Consider the following 19,029-nt stretch of genomic DNA (forward strand, 5'->3'; position numbering starts at 1 on the left):
AATTTCAAAAATTCTAATTTCTTCTTACACGTCCACCGTCTGTGAGCGATTCACTACTATCTGTAATGATCATCTGCCCAGGGTACGCACCCTTTCGAACGATCACGGCATCTTCAGTGGCTTCTCCTACCTCAACGAACACTTTGCGTGCATGATAGGTGTTCCCGAGTGGACTCTTCTGTTCGTCTATAACAAACATATATTTGTTCGTACCCTCACCATGTATAGCTTTAGAAGGTAGAAGCATGCCTTCGCCGGTAGCAGAACTTACGGTTAATTCCACATTAGCCTGTTCGCCGCCTTGCAATTGGGCATTTTGCACAGTTAAACTTACTTTTTTCTTTTGCTCATCCGAATTTTCAATCCCAGAAATGACACTTTCATAGGTTTTTCTTTGCCCATTGATTTTGACAGCAATATCCTGTTTGCTGCCAAGTTCTAACTTTGCTGAGATCGCTGATGGCATTTGTAATACTAACTGATACCCTAGGCTCGAATTCGAGATCGTTACATCACCCCCATCGCTGCCTGAGGCAAGACCTTTCACAGCAGATAACTTTGAAATGACGCCTTCGAATGGCGCGGCGATTTGACTTAGGCTGGCGAAGTCATCCTTCAACTCTTTTATCTTTCGCTCTTGGACGCTTTTATCCAGTTGAGCAATCTCCAGCTCTCGTTTGGCGGCACGAATCTTGAGGTCATCACCGCTTTGTACAGCTTCAATGTAGTGTTCTTGCATGCCTTCCATCATTAATTTCTGCCTAGATAGTGACGCCTCCTCATCTAAAATGCGACGAGATGCTTCTTTGCTCTCGTAAGTCACGAGTATCTGCCCCTTCTCGACATGGTCTCCGATTTTCACCATAACATCTTTTATCGTCCATCCGGACTTGTTGGAAAGCTCCACTTTGCTAATCGGTTGTAGATCACCACTGCCGCTGTACTGTTGAACGAGTGGTTCTGATTTCCCCTCTTCCGCTACGACCTTAGGTAGATTCATCGTGAGAATGGTATTGCTATAAAGGGTAAGGATAAGTAATACAGCAATAAATAAGATCGAAGCCCATTTCATTTTGGGATTTAAGCCAGTTCCAACCTGATCCGAAATTTGAGTTTTCAAGGTAATCCTCCTTTCTTAGATGTGATCGTTGTACTAGCCTTTGATCCCAGACAACTGAACACCCTCAATAAAGTAACGCTCTGCATATAAAAATAGGAGTAACATGGGAGACATATACAGCACGGATGCTGCGAAACCAATACCTTGCGCTTCTCCTTGGATACGTGATAAGTAAAGCGACAATGGTTGTTTGAAGGCATCTTCCAAGAAGATTAGAGGTTGCTCGACCATATTCCAATAATCCACAAAGAGAAGCACGACAAGCGCAGCCAAGCCAGGTTTAATTAGCGGAACAATAATACGCTGAAAAATCATGAGATGCCCAGCGCCATCCATAATGGCTGCTTCAACATAGGAATACGGAATTGAAAGCATAAACTGTCTTAGCATGAAGACACCGAACGCAGCAAAAATTCCAGGCAACACGATGGCACTTGCACTGTTTAATAGGCCAAGTTTGTCAGCAATAATATAGTTCGGCACCAAAGTCACTTGAAATGGCATTAGCATAACCATGACATAGGCAAGGAATAAGGGTTCGCGCCCTCGAAAACGTAGTTTAGCTAAGGCATAAGCCGCCAGTGAGCCCACAACAACTTGCCCGATAATCATTGGCACCACCAGGAAAACAGAATTCCAGAACATGTTTAAATACGTTGGCGTTTCAAAAAGAATCTTCCCGTACTGTGCAAAGGATACCCAATCGGGAATGAGTTTTAATGTAATGAATTGCTCTTTGCTTTCTGTGCTCTTCTCGACCATCTGGCCAATCAAATGATAGTTGCTACTTATTTCATTCTCCGTCATCAATGAGTTCGTAAATGTGAACACGACCGGGAAAATCATACAAATTGAAATGACCAATAACGTACCGGATACAATGCATTTTTGAAAAAAAGCTAATTTTTTCATAATCACTCCATGAATTGTCTGAATTTGCGCTCCAGTGTCATCATCCCAAGAACAAGAATAAAGATCACAATGACCATTAAGGTTGCTGCCGCTGTTAGCTTCTGAACATCAAGAGAGTAAAACATATTGTTCATGTAGTGCTGAAGCATATAAATACTGTCATGCGGATAATCCCCTGCGATTAAATACGTCTCACGGAAAATCTTGAAAGAGTTGATAATCGACATGAGAACAACAAAAAATAAGGTTGGTATTAAATAGATCAACGTAATGGAAGTTAGTTTTCGAAAGGGTCCAGCCCCTTCTAAATCAGCTGTTTCGTAATAATCGGTTGGAATACTTTGAAGGCCAGCTAGAAATAAAATAATGTTATAGCCAACATTTTTCCAAAGGTACGCAGCGGATATGACCCCTCTCGCCCACTCGGAATTCATCCAATCAACACGCTCATGACCAACTTGATGCAGCCACCCGTTTAACGCACCATTCCAATCGAAAAATATCTGCCAAACCATAACGATCGATGCCACAGGTACTACAAGCGGTAATACATAAGCGGTTCTAAGCCATTCACGGATAAAAATATGTTGATTTAAGAGCAACGCAATAAGTAGAGAAACAACGATTAAAAGCGGCACACTAATACCTGTAAACAACAAGGTGTTCGTTGAGGCTTTGCGGAAAGAATCGCTTGCTAACAGCTCCAGATAATTAGCTAAGCCTACGAATGACCCATCAATCGTACGATCCATAAAGGAGTAGACGACACCTAGAGCAAATGGTAATAAATAAAAAATAGCAAATCCAAAGATGCTTGGCGCGAGAAAACCAATCGCAACGACACTTTGTCTTCGTAATAACTGTTGTATCTTCATTCTTGTAAACACCTACTTAACACTTATTTCTCTCTTGAACCTTACTAAGATCTTAATCTGCTCACATCAAGAAAAAGACAAGTCAAAATTTCTCCCACAAATTGGACATCAACGTGGTCGCCATAGTTCCCATCATCGTTGGAAATTGTATATTCATGGCCAATTGTCTTGAGCTCTTGTTTGCTCTCAGCTGGTAATTGGAACGTTGCAACGGGCATGTGCAGTTTTAGATCCGAATTCAAGTTAGTCACAACAATCTCACAGTTATCAGTATCCACAGAAACAGGTATAGAACCGACTAGCGTCATAGTAGCTAAGATGATAGGGATGATTGTTTTTCTCAATAGGATATCGCCTCGATTCTCATAGTGTGTTATTCTTTTTCTACTTGTCTTCATTGGGTTATTCTACTACCCTTATGCAAATCTAAAGTGGAATCGAAATAAAGATGAGATCAAGAATTTGTCGAAAACGATTACGTTAAAGTAAGAGATAATACCTTCCGTAATTGCTGTAGCTGCCTTGATTTGAAAATCTTGTGATTGAATTCGCTGTTCGTCAGCTCGATTGGATATATATCCTAACTCGAGTAAAAGAGATGGGCTTTGATTCTCTCGAAGTACATGATAATCAGCTTGTGCTACACCGCGGTCTCTGGTATCTAGGTCTTGCTCGAATAGCTCTTCATGTATCAGAGTTGCTAATTTTCGATCTGATGTTTTGTTGTAATAAGTTGTTATACCAGCTACATCATTCGTAGTAAATGCATCAAAATGGATACTAATAAATAGGTCTGCCGCGTGATTCTCTGCAATCTCCACTCGCTCCTCAAGCGACAGAAAATCATCCTGTTCACGAGTCAATACAATATTTGCTCCCGTTTTCTTAGCTAATTCCTGCTTGATAGTTAATGCCGTTTGAAGCGTTAAATCTTTCTCATGAATGCCTGTTTGTCCTGTTGCACCTACATCTTTGCCACCATGCCCTGCATCAATGACGATCGTTTTCCCTGCTAAAATACGGTTTACTTTATTCATAGAGTTGCTAGTAGCAGAATGTACGTTAGTCTGTGCAGCAGATTGAGAAGTTTCATTTTTAAAAAGGCTGCTAGCCTGAACGTTATATACAATAAAGCCGGAAATAAGTGTACTTATGACAGTGAAGGCAAGAATTCCATTTTTTTTCATAGGTGGAGCTCCTCTCATTATACAAACTCTATCTGGTTGAAACTTTCATTTCATAGAGTTAGTTTAATAGAGGTGTATAAACATAGAATGGAATTCAGATAAAGATGAAATGAAGAAATGAAAACCAAAAACCACCTTCCAAGACGCACATACTCACGTCAAGAAAAGTGGCAATTTCAAGCTTTATTTAAGTAGAAATAAAACAAAACTCCGTCTTCCGTATTCGCCGCGCCAAACTCAGCACCATGTAACTCCAAGATGTTCTTGGAGATGGCAAGGCCTAAGCCTGTTCCGCCTTGTGAACGATGGCGCGCTGAATCTCCGCGGTAGAAACGATCCCACACTTTCGCCAACTGATCCTCGGGGATATGCGCTCCTTTATTCTCGATACTAAACTTAACTCTCACTAACTCTTCGTCTACGTTCACATAAATATGTTCATCTTCTGGCGAATAGCGAATTGCATTGGTCAGAAAATTGGAGATTACTTGCTCAATGCGATGCTGATTGGCCATGACTTCAACAGAGACAAGCTCCATATGCACATGAAGCCGTTTACTGCTGAATTCCAATGATAGCTTCTCACAGATTCCATCTATGAGCTTATCGATGCAGAACGCATCCATCTCCATTTTATAGGTACCGGATTCAAACTTAGCAAGCTCCAACATATCCACGATCAAGAGGTTCATCTTATCGACTTCTTTATTCATAGCTTCGAAATAATAATCTGTCTTCTGTACGGCAACGCCATCTTGAAGGATTGAAATACAGCTCTTCATGACACTCAGCGGCGTCTTTAACTCATGGGATACACCAGAGATAAACTCTTTCCTTGTACGTTCCAATTGTTTTTCTTTTTCAATGTCCTTCTGCAGCTGTTCAATATAGGAATGAAGAGTTAGAGAAAGTGAATTAATATTGCGTGATAATTCTCCAATCTCATCATTAGATCTAATTGGTATCGTCTCCGAAAAATCTAATTGAGCTATTCGTTTCGTTGTTTGATTCATTTTCAATAAGGGTTTGGCAATCTTTCTTGAATAGTACAAGGCAGCAAGTATAATCAGGAATAAAACTAACGCAATCATGTATACATAATAGTCTTTTAGCATTTGAACGGCTTCATCGACAGGCTGTAAGGAAGCCATCGAAAAGATGTAAGTGGGTATGCCAGCCTGATCTTTATTTGGATCAATAAACATTTTATACTTTACGTCGTTTTGGACGAAATCAAGAATTTGCGGGCTATCCAACTTGTTGTTCGATTCATTGAACAACAAGTTCGCTTGAAACTCTTTGATTCTGTCCATAAATAAACTGTTTGTGTAAATGAAGCTAGAAGATTCATTCCCGCTCGGGAACTGAACTGTAGTAACCACTCCACTAAGTGTAATAGCAGGAAAGTCGACATTTTCTTTCTTTGAATACTTAATATCTAACGTTAAGTCATCCAGCATTTTTGCTATTTTATCATTAACCCAAACTAAATTACTTTTTTCAACTTGCAAACGATAGGGAATGAATACGGCATCCTTTTTATACTCTGCTACAATGACACGAGCTTTTGGAACTAACATAGCGATCGTTTGACTTGATGTTTTATTTAATACTTCATTAATATCGATCATCTGGTAGAGAGGTACCGTAATCGTTTTGCCAAGATATATATTGTTGGTTTTAGGTGAATCAATTTTCACTTCAACATAAAAATCATTCGCATTTTTCAAGTTCCCCTGGCTATCTAAAGTTGTAATCCAGGTGTTATTTTCTCGATAGAAATCTTGCTCGAGCTTCTGAATAGCCAGCAAATTCCCTACACGATTAACAAACTCATTTTTAAATGTTTGGATATTCGTTTTAATTTCATTGACTTTTCTGTTCTCGTAGTATTGTTTGAAAAATATTGTTTGACCTACATAAATCGTCGCAAGGATGAAAAGGCATAACATGGTTGTTAGTGTAAATAATTTGATGACAATACTGATTCTCATACTTTCCCCTCGAACTTATAACCTGTTCTTACTATGGTTGTAATCAGCTTAGATTTATCACCTAGCTTACTTCGTAAATTTCGAATATGCGTATTCACGGTACGATCATCCCCTTCATATTCATAACCCCATATTTTTAGTATGAGTTGCTCTCTAGTTATGACAATACCGTTATTTTGCATGAAGTAAGCTAAAATTTGGAACTCTGTATAGGTCAAATAGACAGGTTCCCCATCAACCGTTAATGTCCTCGACGGGAGATGAATGCTAATTCCTTTTAAGGTGATGGAATCGTCATTAGAGGACTCAGAGGTGTTGGTTTGGCGATCTTCCCTCATCCTGCTTTCAATCAGTCGCTTGGCTCTAGCTAATAAGACTGGCGGACTATAGGGCTTGGTCACATAATCATCTGCACCTAGCTCAAATCCCAGTAACGTATCATCTTCATCTACTCTAGCTGTCAGCATGATGATAGGTACATTGGATGTCTTCCGAATTCGCCTACATACGGACCACCCATCTAGCTCTGGAAGCATAATATCTAGAATAATTAAATCGATATCATTTTCTTGGAATAAAGCTAAGGCCTCTTTCCCATCTACAGCTTCTAAAACCTGATAGCCTTCATTCAGAAGATAATCTTTAATAATTTCACGCAAAATATCTTCGTCTTCTACGATTAGTATCATTTTTGGCATGTAGATTCTCCCCGATAATGAGCAAATTTCTAATTGAATAATATAGTATTTACCCACTGGAATTTTTTATAAAAAATTGCACATTCGTATTTGTAACATAGCCAGATAAAGATTGTGTAAAGATGTTCTTGATAGTTCATGAAAAATCCCAACCCGTACCTAAAAAGAAAACTACCTTACGATAGTTAATCATAAAGTAGTTTTAAAAAATAACTTATGACAAGAGCCTTACAATCGCTTAATCCTTACATACTTGCCATACAACCTGAAAATACCGTACCCCAGTAGGCCTCCAACGCTATTTAGGATCAGATCATCTACATCAAAATTTCCGATGGAAAAAAAGACCTCCAAACATTCCAGGAGTAAGCTCAGTCCCAGTGATTGGATAAATACGCTAATCAGCGAAATCATTTTGCTTTTAGACATGAGTACAATAAAAATTCCATACGGCATGAATGCCAAGATATTCCCCACCAAATTGATTACTCCATGTGTTGACGGAGTTAGAACGGTAACGGAAATGGTTTTAAACGGAATAAAATTACCATACAGCATTCGGTGCATACTATACGCTGGGTTTGGGTTTTCAAGATTTTTGTGTAGTCGATCCCACAGAAAGTCCGTATCAATCGAGCCGTACTTAAATAAAATGATTCTAAATAAAGCAAGCATATACAAGACAAATAGTACTGGTAGCACAATGCGATTCATTAGTTTCGTTAGTTTCACTTTGCTTTCCTCGCTTTTGAGTTCTATGCTCGCTCGAGGTTTACCCCAATAAACTATCCTTACCTCTTCGTACAATTAGGATAAGGGAAACTGTTTAAATAAAAAGTGGGGTATTTATAAAGTTTTCCTTAAATTTCATGAATGATTGCGCCTGATTCAAGATATTGTCCGAGTGTTATTTCATTCAATACAATCTTTATGGTCTGCAAGAAAATCATTCACAACTTGATAAAAACCGTCTAAATCATCAGAGTGGACACCATGACCGCATTCTTCGAATACTACAAGCTTAGTGTTAGGTCTTTTTAATTCCATCTGTTCTGCCTGGTTGATGTTAAGAAAGAAGCTTTTTTTACCATGAATCAGCAAAAAAGGGCAATTAGATGATAACCAATCTTCCCACCAAACCCCATTAGATTGCGGTACGGAAATTTGCAGCCCCGCTAGATCTGTACGGAACCCCCACCCTAGTTCATCCTCGAACACGCTTTCTGAAAAATAATCAATCGCCCGAAGCCCTGCACGGCCAAGTGAATCTCTTAGTTCTTTTAAAGAGGAAGATCGAAATGGAAGCTTGTCGGCAAATGAGAAGTCAGCGTTAATTTCCACACCGATATCCTCAACGATAACGGCTTTGACCCACTCCGGATAACGAGCCGCGAATTGATAAGCGTTCAATCCACCTAGAGAATGCCCCAGCAGTGTTACGGGTTGTCCTCCGAGTTCATTTTGAATCAGGTTTACTATGTCATTGATGTAATCATTCCTTGCGTATTCCTTCTTAGAGGGATGATCACTCCAACCGTGTCCGCGTTGATCTACAGCGATTACCCGCCAATCTTTAAATTTGACAGCCAGCTCCGAAAATGTTCTCGCATTTGCCATATACCCATGTAACATAACTAACACTTTATTACTTTCACCACCAAAGTCAAGATAGGAAAGCTGAAGATTGCCAGATTTAAAATATTTCCGTATTGCCAAAATATTATTGTGTGAATTCATTATCGTTGTTTCTCTCCCTTTATTAAATATTCTTCTTAAAATTCTCAAGTACTCGTTGTTTTCGTCCATATAAACAAGCAAACATGGCGGAAAGCGCCATAAATATAGAGCTTGATGTTACGCCAAATTTCAAACCGTACCGCTCGACAACCCAGCCTCCGACTATGGGACCTATAATTTGCCCTGCTGCAAAAAAAGCGGTAGCTACACTAAGGCAAACCGTATAGACGCTATGTGGTGCATAACGACGAAGAAGCGCGGTCGTCATCAATGGCGGAGTAATAAATGAAACCAACCCAATCATTACTGCTCCTAATGAAGTAAGTAGAATATGATTTGTCGTTACACCTAGCACACCAATCGTGCCTAGTGCTAACCCCAGTGCAAGCGTATACCCGCTAGGCCATCGGTCAATGGCTCTGCCTCCAATCCAACCATTGAATAAACCAGCAAATCCGATACCCGACCAAATCAGTCCAGCATACTTCGACGGAATTCCATTATTCACAAGATAGGGAATCAAAAAAGTGAAATAGATAATATAACCCCAACCAAAGAAGAAATAAGATCCGAGCAAGAATAAAAATTTATTTGGGCTAAACAAGAGTCTGTAAACGTTCACTTGTTCCTGTAAATTCGATTCAAGTTGTGTGGATATGGATCTCCCAAATATTTCCTTTCTTGTTACCAACTCAAAGCCCAACGCAGCAAGAATACCGAAGACACCCATGGACATCCAAGCATAGCGCCACCCCTCCAAATGAGCAGGCTCTATGATATAAGGTGCGAATAAGCCTGTAACCAGAATTCCGACAGAGCCACCTAACCAGATTAGCCCCGAAGCCATTCCTCGCTCAGCGGGTTGAACGACGTCCGTAGCAATAGACAAGACCAAAACCGTGGCCAAAGCTGAAAAAAAACCAATCATGAACCGCCATAACCCAAGCTGAATGAAATGATCACTAAATGCCGAGCCAATCATGCCCAATCCAAGTAACAAACATGATATTCGATTGATCACATTCTTTCTATGCTGCAAACGGGAAATTAATGGCGGTAGACATAGGGTTCCAACCAGATAACCAATGAAGTTGACGGTTCCTAACATGCCTAATTGACCGTAACTCCCCCCTATTTCCGTTTGGATCCCCGGCAGGAACAAGCCGTAGGATAGCCGCGAAAATCCAAGGATTAAAGCAAATAAAAGTGATGACCATAAGGTGATCCAATTGAATGCCGATTTATAACCCAAACCCATAGCATTCCTCCTGCCCAAAAATAGTTCTTGTAACTATTGTAAGTTGGCATCATAGTTTTGTAAAATTGAACTATCTGAATGAATTGTTCATATTAAACAAAGGATGAGTATCATGGATCTGCGAGCATTAAAAACATTTGAAGCGATTTTACGTCTTGGCAGCTTTCAGAAAGCTGCTGAAGAGCTCCAATATGCACCTTCTACGGTAACACTTCAGATTCAGCGTCTTGAAGCTGATTTAGGTGTCTCTTTATTTGTACGTGATGGCAAACGCATGATTGCTTCTGAAGCCGGCCGGTGGCTGTATCAGGAAGCAACCGCTTTGCTGAAAACGATTGGATCTATGAGACAAACGATCTCGGATATCGATACGGGGGATGGCGGAGCCATTCGCTTTGCCGCGATTGAACCCATTGCGAGCCAAATGATCGCGACTATCGTAGCTGATTTTTGTAAGCTTCGTCCGCAAGTGCAGTTATCTATGGAGATTAGCGGTAGTAAATCTATCGCTGAAAGAGTTCGATCCGGTGAATTAGACTTCGGTATATGCGCATCTCCAGCAACAAACCTCATGCTGGAGTTTGAGCCACTAATCGAGGAAAAGTTGGGAGTAATGATGAGGGCCGACCACCCGTTAGCCAATCAAAGCTGCATCTCTGTGGACGACCTCATAGGACAAACCATCCTGTTAAAAGAGCAAAACTGTATTTATCGGGAGTTATCAGAAGGGATGTTAGTTCAAACGAGTCGAAATCCTTTTTCGGGTATCGAGGTGGGAAGTTTTTATGTGATTCGGCAAATGATTAAGGCAGGTTTCGGCATAGGGATTGTTCCTATGTATGACAGTTTGGGACTAGAAAGCACCTTGGTTATCAGACCTTTTGTCGATATTGACCCCGTTGTCGTTATAGGCTTAGTTTATAAAGATAACAACATCATGGGCAGAGCAGCATTATTATTAATGAATGCCTTAAGGGAGGTTGAAAAAACAAAATGATATACATTGTGTGGTTTCTTCGACCTCACCATATTCGACAAAAAACGTTCACCCAAATGAGTGAACGTTTATCCTTTAGTACTTATAAGCTGAATTCACTAGGATTCAATCCAAGTGAATTGCATATGTCACGAACCGCGGCTTTCTCTTTATCATCGAAATCACCATCTGCAGCTCCGATTGCGCTACATACACCAACGATGACTCGCCCAATCTCAGGCTTATTACTAAATTTGGCAATTGACTTTAGTGCTTCTTGTTTGCCAATCATGGCATCAAACTCAAGGTTTCCAACATAGTGATTGAATCGAGCAATAACATCGCTCATATCAAACACTTTTAATTCATCACTACGGCTCATGTATCCAGCCATTTTTTGCTTTTCATTGGCATCAATGGACCCGTCCGCTGCAGCTACAACCGCACATCCAGCAACTACGGCATCCATAAAGTCTTTGTTCTTGAATTTCTTAACCTGTTCGGTTAAACCTTGTTTTGAATTTTGCAACCATGATTTGAATCCAATACTCATATAGGAAGCCTCCATTATATTTATTTGCACGCTTCCTTTATTTTAGATACAATTTTTAGATTTAGCAAATTATGTAGAAATAAATCGAGTTGTACTTTATCTCAGCAAAGCTTGAATCTGATCAGATGATCGGTCAAATGTTCTCTCTTTAAGATTTCAATCTGCTTGTTCCCTATTAAATCGTTCCAGATCACAGCACTCCACCTATTCCAAAAACACATCCCGTTATTCACTTATCGACTACGGCAGCAGTCTAATTCTAAGACCAAATATATAGAATAATAGTACTTTAAATGTAATAGCAAGCAAAATAACAATGAGTCCTGTTACTACAATTGTCAAACGCACTTTCTCTTCATCTTTAAAGATCAAGGATAATACTCTATATACTAAAATCCCAATTAATCCACCTAAGCTATTTAAAATAATATCATCAATGTCAGTAGCTCCAATTCCAAATATAAATTGGAACATCTCAACAAGTACACTAGTAAGAAAAACTATTCCCATACTTATGGATATTTTCTTGTCTTTCTTTAATAATTGAACATACACGCCTAAAGGTATAAACAATATAATATTACCCAATATATTCGTCATTACGATAATAGGAGAAACATTCAGTTTACCTGATAAATAGCTATATATCGTATAAAATGGTATGACATCTACAGATCTATCGTATAATCGATCTGGACTAAATAATTCCAATGGTGAAACATACTTAAAAATAAAGATGAGAAGAAACAGAAAAATATAAGAGATTAAAAAAACACCAAATAATATAAATGATTTAATACCTTGCCTTATATACATAATCACTTTCAACTCCACAAAATATTAATTCGTTATAAAGTCCCAACTTTATATCACACTGTTGAAAATATTCCCTATCCACGTTAATAAGCATTATATCACAAAAGCTGTTTTGTCCTTCAGCCATTTATCAATGGCAACATTCGTTGTGAAGAACTTCTACTCCTACTTTGCTTATAGATATAAAAAAGGAACAGCTGCCTATTTCGGCTAACTGTTCCTTCTTTTGTTGAACAAATTTATTTACTCCATGGGGTTTCCGTTTTATGCTCGATGACTTGTTCCACTTTTCTTGTAATATCTTTTTCAATGGGACTACTGCTTTTAGGGACTTCACCTTTATTCTCAGCTTGAATTTGCGCGTCAACCTGTGTTTTCCCAATGGCATCTAGCAATTGTTTTTTTGAAACATTTCTAGATGCTGCAATCTCAACGACAGATTTTCCTGTAGCTAATTCTTGCTTTAATTCTTGTGCGCTTACTTTTAATAACGAAATTAATTTTTCATCGTTTAGGAAAAAGTCTGCTGTGTAATCTGGCTTACCATCTTTTGAAAATAATCCTTCTACTTTAATAGTTGAAGGTGTTGGTTCACCTTGTAATACAGCTTCAATTTCTTGGGGCGTTGGTGCTTTATCCGTTGTTTGAACGTGTACTACCTCATTTACTTGTTTTGTGACTGTATTGGATGCGTTCGCTGCATATGTACTAGCAGCTCCTACTAGTAGTACTGCTGAAATACCAAGTACTGTAATTAATTTGGTTTGATTCTTAATCATGTTAACTACCTCTTTTCTTTGTTTTAATTGTTGTTACAGGTATGAATATAAGGCTTACATATCAAGATGAAGTGAAGATCATATAAAGTTGAAATTGAGATTGTATTAGTTTTGAAGTGCAAAAAGCCAGCAAACTCAGAGTTTGCTGGCTTCACATTTATTTCGTATACACAACGGGAAAATCTGCTCCAGTCAAAAGTTCACCTGGTTGAACTTGAATATGTTTACTCATTGGGTGGTTGCCGACGGGCTCAAAACGAATGTTCCCCGGCATATAATGAACCGCAATTGCACGCCGTTTAGTTTGGGAGTGATTAGGCAAAGATCCGTGCCAAGTCATACAGTGATGGTAGCCGACTTGACCTTTCTTGATCTCGAACGGTACTGGCTTTATCTCCACACCTGCGGGCAGCAATTCAGGACGTTTATGTTGAGGCATATGGTCTGCACCGTGAAGCAAGTGCCTTTGATGATCACCCCAAGTGTGACTACCGGGTACCATCCACATGCAACCGTTCTCAATAACCGCATCGTCCAACGCTACCCAAGCGCTAATCAGCTCTGAAGGTTTAATGATCGGCCATAGGGGATGATCCTGATGCCATTTCGTTGGCCCTCCTGTAACTGGCGGCTTGTATTGAATTTGATCATGCCAAATCCGTAATGTGTCAGTACCCGCGAGTTGTGCAACCTCTTCGCATAACGTGCGATTAGCTGCATGCTGCAAATAAAGATCACTAGCCATCCAAATGTTCACAACTTGAACGATAGTTTCATTAGCTTCCATACTCATACCATATTCGCTTTTATCTAGTAAATTACGATTCAAAACCGGTTTCTTTTCCGTTCTTCCTTCCAATACTAGATCCAATTCTCGACGTAGCAGCTCAACCTCCTCGTCATTTAGCACAACCTCACCTTTTATAAAACCATCACGCTCAAAGGCCTCCAATTGTTCCACTGTCAGCATGTTTAATCCCCCATCCATGATTTGTTGTTAGCCACGGTTGCCGCTTACAAGATCAAGTGTAACAGTGTGCCTTCCACAAGTCGTTGCAGGAAAGAGTAGATTTAGTTGTACTTTTCAAAGGTTTTTAATCACAAACAGCGAAATATGTGAGGATAAAAGATTGTTTAGGGAGAAAATCAAATGGAGCATTCTCGCTCGCTGGGGCCAATGGGCTTATTACTTCCTGCTGTGAACTATGCCAATATACAGAACGTTAAGGCCGGTACAGTTTACGGCCCTCGAACCATTCCTGATTATCAGCTTGTCTATGTGGTATCTGGTCGTATGGATTTGTTTATCGGCTCCGATGAATATGCGATTCTTTCAGGTGAATGTGCTTATTTGGAATCAGATACGCTGCACAAGCTTACCGTTCATCCCGATAACTCCGTCACGTTTATCAGTCTACACTTTGATTGGATGCGTATATCTCCAGAGCCTGTTCATCCAGGTCCTAAGCTAAAAAACTTCAATGAGAATCCCCCATACGAGCCATCGTTGCGCTGTACGGTTGAAGTTGAGGGTTATGGCAGCGTCACAATCCCTGTTCATTTCAGATTCATGGAAGGTGAACGAATTCTTCATCAAATTGTTCAAGAATACAAAGAAGAAGAACATGGCTATACGTTCGTATTAAGAGGACTTCTGATGCAAGTCTTAACTGAAATCATACGTCGTGAGTTAGACGTTGTTACCACACATAGCTCGAAGCGAAGTATGATTAACAATGCCCTGCAGATGATTAAGGAACATCCCGAGCATGCATGGAGTATAACAGATCTAGCCGAGAGCTGCGGTTACCATCACATCTATTTTTCCCAGCTATTTAAGGAAGTCATGGGTGTTTCGCCGAAGCCATACATGATTCATAAACGCATGCAATTAGCTAAAAAGCTGCTTTTAAAAGAAGAAAAAGTTGAGGTTGTTGCTAGTAAGCTAGGCTATACTTCTATCCATTACTTCAGTCGGCATTTCAAATCCATTACCGGAATGTCACCGTCGACGTTTAGACTTTATGGTGGTGAGGATGACCACAAGAATATGGCTGATCGATAGACAGCCTACTAGTATCTTCTATCCCTGATTGCCCTCGACGGCAATCAACAGCACGGCGGCCGCTAAGGCCAAACGGCGATCAAGCTTGTCGTTATTGTCAGCGGAGAAATCGAGGTTTAGCTTATGGACGATTGTCAAAAGAGGGGAACCCAAAAATCCCCTTACAAGGAAGTTTCTAAGTTCATGAAAGCACAGAACTTAAATTCTGTCCGCCGTAAGAGGATGATTTCTGATATGCTGTTGCTTCGACTTCCTCATACATGGTTTTGAATTGAATCGCTGTCACCCTTCCTCCTTATTTTCGCCATTGCAACTTGGACAGCCACCCGAATCTCTTCGTAGCTGGTGCAGCGGCAAAGATTCGACTGCAGCCAGCCACGGATCTCTTCATCATCAGCATCTGGATTCAATTGTAGAAGGGCATGGGAAACCATAATAAACCCTGGTGTACAAAATCCGCATTGAAAAGCAAACTTTTCAATAAATGCTTGCTGCACGGCCGTCTCTCCACCCAATCCTTCAATCGTTGTGACCTTGCGGCCAGGAGCTTCAACAGCAAGCATAAAGCAGGATTTGATCGGCGTGTCATCGACCAGCACGGTGCATGCACCGCAGTCCCCATTCTCGCATCCAGCTTTAGCGCCAGTAAGCCCAAGGCACTCCCGCAGGACACGCAGCAACGTATCGGCTGAACGAAGGGTCACCTGATGTTTTTTCCCATTGACCGTGAGTTCGACTTCTCTTTTGCCGCTACCACGTCCTTGCATCATCGATCTCCCCTCCGTTCCAATGCGGCTAATGTATCCGATAAGGTGTTGCGAAGCACGAATCTGCGATAGTCAGCTGAAGCGAGTATATCGTTTAGCACCGGTAGCGGCCAACTTCGAATAACCTGATCAATCCGCAGTTCAGGAGGAAGCGAATGATCATTCAACCGCTCATCAATCTGCTGCGAGCGAAAGGGCACCGTGCTTACACCACTGAAGGCGAAGCGCATCCACCCTCCCGTGTTCATCGCGCAAATACGAACGATGGGGTAATCGATGTAGGCCATCTTGGTACGCTTCACTGTGAATGTGGGCTGATTCAGATATCTTTGATCTGTGATGATCTGAATCAAAACTTCTCCTCGCTCCAAGCGGAGTTCCCCGTTGAAGACGGAATGAATCGACACCTGCCGCACGCCATTTGGACTAGCAAGAACAACTTGACTGTCCGAGAGTAAGAAAGGCAGCAGCGCTTCCCGATAAAATAGCTTCCCGCATAGATGGCCTCCAATGGTTATTTTGTTGCGGTTCGTCTGATCGGCTACATGCAGTACCGTCTCGGTGAGCAGTGGGAAAGAATTGTCGTCGGTGAGCTCGGTAAGGGTCCGTGCCGCCCCGACGATCCACTGACCATCTTTATGCAGCAGCACATTGGATTCTGGAATCGCCTTTACATCGATTATTGCCCCCGTGCGAAGCTGATTTAAACGTGCCATCGTTATAATCTCCGTGCCTCCTGAATAATAAAGCGGATCCAATCCCAGAGAGTCGGCACGCTGAAACGCTTGAATCGCCTCTTCCACTGTATCCGGTAATACATAATCGAAATCAAAAGAGATCATGTGCAGCCCCCCTTGCGCGCCATATCAATTCGGGTGTAAGAGGCAGTTGGTTCAGTTCAACCCCGGCGGCGATCGAGAGTGCATTCGCCAGAGCGCCCGGCATACCGATCGTTCCACTCTCCGCTACGCCTCGAGCACCGTAAGGGCCATCGACAAACGGTGTCTCGACAAAATCAACCAAATATTCGGGCTGATCACCAAAGCGAGTTATTTTATATGTGCGAAGCTGAGGATTCAATACGATGCCTGCTTTGTTAAACAGGAACGCTTCTCGGCTCGCGAAGCTCAGCCCCATATTCATCCCGCCAACGACTTGCCCATGCGCCGTCCCTGCGTTGATCACTTTGCCGACATCGATGACGGAAGCTGCCTTCATAATCCTGTACGTACACTCCCGTGTATCGAATTCGACAAGAACCGCATGTGCGCTAACAGTCCACTGCTGGCCAGGAATTCCCTTGCCCGTCTCGGGATCCAGCGCCTTCTGATGATGCACGCGATATCTCCCGCGGCCGATTACCATATTTCCAGAAGCACGGCCACCTGGGTACATATATCCACTAACGAGCATTCGTATCTCCAGGTAAATACCCGGCTGATTTTTCACATATACGTTTCCGCCGCCAACCACCAGTTCCTCCGGTGGTCTATTCAGCACGACGGATGCGTTATGCTTCAATTGGGTGATTGCATCATCCGCTGCATCAAGCACAGCACGGCCAACCATCATCGTACTGCTGCTTGCGACCGTCTTCCAATGTTCCGGCGTGATTTGGGTATCGACATCAAGTTTGATATGAACCTGATGAACCGGCATATTCATTCTCTCCGCTGCTAGCTGAGCCATGGCTGTTCGGTTCCCTTGACCGATCTCGATTGAACCAACACTCAGGTTCAGAGATCCATCGTGATTAAACGTGATGGTAGCGCCTGATCCGGTATCGATCATGGAACCGGACACTTTCCAAACACATGAGATCCCAGTGGCTCTGACCTTGAAGGGATCTTGCTGCACTTGCTGCACATTCTCCCCCTGCATCAGATCGTTCAACTTGCGAATGCATTGCCTTAGATCGCCAACGCTGCTATGGTTCAATAACGTTTGCGTCGGTGTAATGTCCCCAGGTTGAATGGCATTGAGGTACCTTAGTTCAAGGGGATCTATCTGTAGCTTCTTCGCCAACTTATCCATCGCTCTCTCTGTACAATAGAGCACTTCCGTGTGGCCGAACCCTCGAAATGCGGTTGCATAAGGATGGTTCGTGTATACGCTTAGTGCATCACAATGGACATGCTCGATACGATAGGGCCCTGTACAATCCACGGCTGCAGATTCCGTCACGGCAGCACCTTCATCCGTATAACCGCCATTGTCAAACAAAAGTGTGATCTCTGCCGCAGTTAGCAGCCCGTCACGCGTGGCGCCGAGCTTCACTCGTGCTTCCAATCCGATGTGACTTGGCGATCCGATCATATCGGTCTCGCGGGTATTGTTCACCTTGACCGGACGGCCGCCGCAGGCGAGAGAAGCCAAATAACCGATGTATTCGAGTTGTACGGATCCTTTCCCCCCGAATGCCCCTCCGACTAACGGTACGCGAACAATGATTTTAGATTGATCAATCCCAAAAAATCGCTGAAAAAATCGTTTCATCGTGAAGGGGTCTTGTGTCGACGTCTCAATTTCTACCGTACCATCTGGCTTCACTTCTACAATTGCGCAGCGAGGCTCCATTGCGCTATGATCCGATGTGTTGAAAGCGTAACTGTCTTCAACCACCACTTCGCTTAGCGCCCACCCAGCTTGCATGTCACCTTTTCGAATTTTCACGTGATTGCCAATATTGGTTCCTGGTACAGGATGAACCTCATTTGTCTTGGGATAGCTCGCCAAGTTCTCATGAATTAAAGGCGCTCCGGCTCGAAGCGCGCTACTTGGCGAATTAACGACAGGAAGCGGTTCGAAACCAGTCCGAATCAGCCTTGCTGCTTCCTTGGCAATGTGCTCGTTATCCGCAACGACGACTGCATAGGGCTCGCCGTAATATCGTACCTTGCCTTTTGCTATCGGTGGACGATCCGCGAGCCCACTGCCAACAAGCACGGAGTGATCAGCCCCCGTTACAACCGCGTGAACTCCAGTTACTTGGAGTGCAGCAGCATAATCAATATATTGAATCCGGGCATGGGCATGCGGACTTGTCAGCAACCAGCCATGCAAGTGACCAGGAGACTGCGTATCATTCGTATATCGAGCAACGCCTGTTACTTTATCTTTGGATTCAACTCGCGGAATAGCTTTACCAATGACGGTCAAGCTTCACTCCCCCCCTTTTTCCGATGGTCATTGTACATCTTATATGGAAAAAGGTTGTCCTATACGTCCTACTTAATGGGTACCCCACAAGTTTCTCATTAAGTAAGAATAATAGGTAAAGAATAACTCGTAA

Annotated in this window: 19 protein-coding genes; 2 read left to right on the top strand and 17 right to left on the bottom strand. The window is 42.0% G+C overall.

Going from position 1 to position 19,029, the window contains the following annotated elements; genetic code table 11:
* Window positions 1–13: 13 nt before the first annotated feature.
* From L6I86_RS26575 to L6I86_RS26620, 10 genes are all read right to left on the bottom strand, one after another.
* A complete protein-coding gene (locus L6I86_RS26575) occupies window positions 14–1,120 on the bottom strand; it encodes an efflux RND transporter periplasmic adaptor subunit (RefSeq protein ID WP_236291418.1) in 1,107 nt (368 codons plus the stop codon).
* Between the two features lie 33 nt (window positions 1,121–1,153).
* Complete coding sequence (locus L6I86_RS26580) at window positions 1,154–2,032, bottom strand: carbohydrate ABC transporter permease (protein ID WP_236291419.1); 879 nt, start codon at window positions 2,030–2,032, stop codon at window positions 1,154–1,156.
* A 2-nt stretch (window positions 2,033–2,034) separates the two neighbouring features.
* Window positions 2,035–2,907, bottom strand: a complete 873-nt coding sequence (locus L6I86_RS26585; RefSeq protein WP_236291420.1) for a carbohydrate ABC transporter permease — start codon at window positions 2,905–2,907, stop codon at window positions 2,035–2,037.
* A 44-nt stretch (window positions 2,908–2,951) separates the two neighbouring features.
* On the bottom strand, window positions 2,952–3,215 hold the full coding sequence (locus L6I86_RS26590; protein ID WP_236291421.1) for a hypothetical protein: 264 nt from the start codon (window positions 3,213–3,215) through the stop codon (window positions 2,952–2,954).
* A gap of 108 nt (window positions 3,216–3,323) precedes the next feature.
* Window positions 3,324–4,094, bottom strand: coding sequence for an N-acetylmuramoyl-L-alanine amidase family protein (locus L6I86_RS26595; RefSeq protein WP_236291422.1), 771 nt, complete (start codon window positions 4,092–4,094; stop codon window positions 3,324–3,326).
* A gap of 176 nt (window positions 4,095–4,270) precedes the next feature.
* A complete protein-coding gene (locus L6I86_RS26600; protein ID WP_236291423.1) occupies window positions 4,271–6,088 on the bottom strand; it encodes a sensor histidine kinase in 1,818 nt (605 codons plus the stop codon).
* Complete coding sequence (locus L6I86_RS26605) at window positions 6,085–6,786, bottom strand: response regulator transcription factor (protein ID WP_236291424.1); 702 nt, start codon at window positions 6,784–6,786, stop codon at window positions 6,085–6,087. The genes L6I86_RS26600 and L6I86_RS26605 overlap by 4 nt, the downstream gene beginning before the upstream one ends.
* Before the next feature lie 228 nt (window positions 6,787–7,014).
* Window positions 7,015–7,518, bottom strand: a complete 504-nt coding sequence (locus L6I86_RS26610) for a VanZ family protein (RefSeq protein ID WP_236291425.1) — start codon at window positions 7,516–7,518, stop codon at window positions 7,015–7,017.
* Window positions 7,519–7,698: 180 nt separating this feature from the next.
* Complete coding sequence (locus L6I86_RS26615; protein ID WP_236291491.1) at window positions 7,699–8,523, bottom strand: alpha/beta fold hydrolase; 825 nt, start codon at window positions 8,521–8,523, stop codon at window positions 7,699–7,701.
* Window positions 8,524–8,545: 22 nt separating this feature from the next.
* Window positions 8,546–9,781, bottom strand: a complete 1,236-nt coding sequence (locus L6I86_RS26620; protein WP_236291426.1) for a YbfB/YjiJ family MFS transporter — start codon at window positions 9,779–9,781, stop codon at window positions 8,546–8,548.
* A gap of 103 nt (window positions 9,782–9,884) precedes the next feature.
* Between L6I86_RS26620 and L6I86_RS26625 the strand changes: the two genes are divergently transcribed.
* Window positions 9,885–10,778: a LysR family transcriptional regulator gene (locus L6I86_RS26625; protein WP_236291427.1), complete on the top strand. Its 894-nt coding sequence runs from the start codon at window positions 9,885–9,887 to the stop codon at window positions 10,776–10,778.
* Between the two features lie 82 nt (window positions 10,779–10,860).
* Here L6I86_RS26625 and L6I86_RS26630 read toward each other — a convergent pair whose 3' ends face one another.
* The 4 genes from L6I86_RS26630 to L6I86_RS26645 all read right to left on the bottom strand — a co-directional run bounded on the left by L6I86_RS26630 (window position 10,861) and on the right by L6I86_RS26645 (window position 13,875).
* Window positions 10,861–11,310, bottom strand: coding sequence for a tellurite resistance TerB family protein (locus tag L6I86_RS26630; RefSeq protein WP_236291428.1), 450 nt, complete (start codon window positions 11,308–11,310; stop codon window positions 10,861–10,863).
* A 240-nt stretch (window positions 11,311–11,550) separates the two neighbouring features.
* Window positions 11,551–12,126: a VanZ family protein gene (locus tag L6I86_RS26635; RefSeq protein ID WP_236291429.1), complete on the bottom strand. Its 576-nt coding sequence runs from the start codon at window positions 12,124–12,126 to the stop codon at window positions 11,551–11,553.
* A gap of 239 nt (window positions 12,127–12,365) precedes the next feature.
* On the bottom strand, window positions 12,366–12,905 hold the full coding sequence (locus tag L6I86_RS26640; protein WP_236291430.1) for a hypothetical protein: 540 nt from the start codon (window positions 12,903–12,905) through the stop codon (window positions 12,366–12,368).
* 157 nt (window positions 12,906–13,062) lie between these two features.
* Window positions 13,063–13,875, bottom strand: coding sequence for a phytanoyl-CoA dioxygenase family protein (locus L6I86_RS26645; RefSeq protein ID WP_236291431.1), 813 nt, complete (start codon window positions 13,873–13,875; stop codon window positions 13,063–13,065).
* Window positions 13,876–14,055: 180 nt separating this feature from the next.
* Between L6I86_RS26645 and L6I86_RS26650 the strand changes: the two genes are divergently transcribed.
* On the top strand, window positions 14,056–14,970 hold the full coding sequence (locus L6I86_RS26650) for an AraC family transcriptional regulator (RefSeq protein ID WP_236291432.1): 915 nt from the start codon (window positions 14,056–14,058) through the stop codon (window positions 14,968–14,970).
* A 254-nt stretch (window positions 14,971–15,224) separates the two neighbouring features.
* On the opposite strand, the gene L6I86_RS26655 is transcribed toward L6I86_RS26650, so the two are convergent.
* The 3 genes from L6I86_RS26655 to L6I86_RS26665 are packed head-to-tail and all read right to left on the bottom strand — an operon-like array spanning window position 15,225 to window position 18,896.
* Window positions 15,225–15,737, bottom strand: coding sequence for a (2Fe-2S)-binding protein (locus tag L6I86_RS26655; protein WP_236291433.1), 513 nt, complete (start codon window positions 15,735–15,737; stop codon window positions 15,225–15,227).
* Window positions 15,737–16,579, bottom strand: coding sequence for an FAD binding domain-containing protein (locus L6I86_RS26660; protein ID WP_236291434.1), 843 nt, complete (start codon window positions 16,577–16,579; stop codon window positions 15,737–15,739). Before L6I86_RS26660 ends, L6I86_RS26655 begins: the two co-directional genes overlap by 1 nt.
* Window positions 16,566–18,896: a xanthine dehydrogenase family protein molybdopterin-binding subunit gene (locus L6I86_RS26665; protein WP_236291435.1), complete on the bottom strand. Its 2,331-nt coding sequence runs from the start codon at window positions 18,894–18,896 to the stop codon at window positions 16,566–16,568. The genes L6I86_RS26660 and L6I86_RS26665 overlap by 14 nt, the downstream gene beginning before the upstream one ends.
* Window positions 18,897–19,029: the final 133 nt, after the last annotated feature.

Origin of the sequence: Paenibacillus allorhizoplanae (assembly GCF_927798215.1) — a bacterium.
Taxonomy (GTDB): domain Bacteria; phylum Bacillota; class Bacilli; order Paenibacillales; family NBRC-103111; genus Paenibacillus_E; species Paenibacillus_E allorhizoplanae.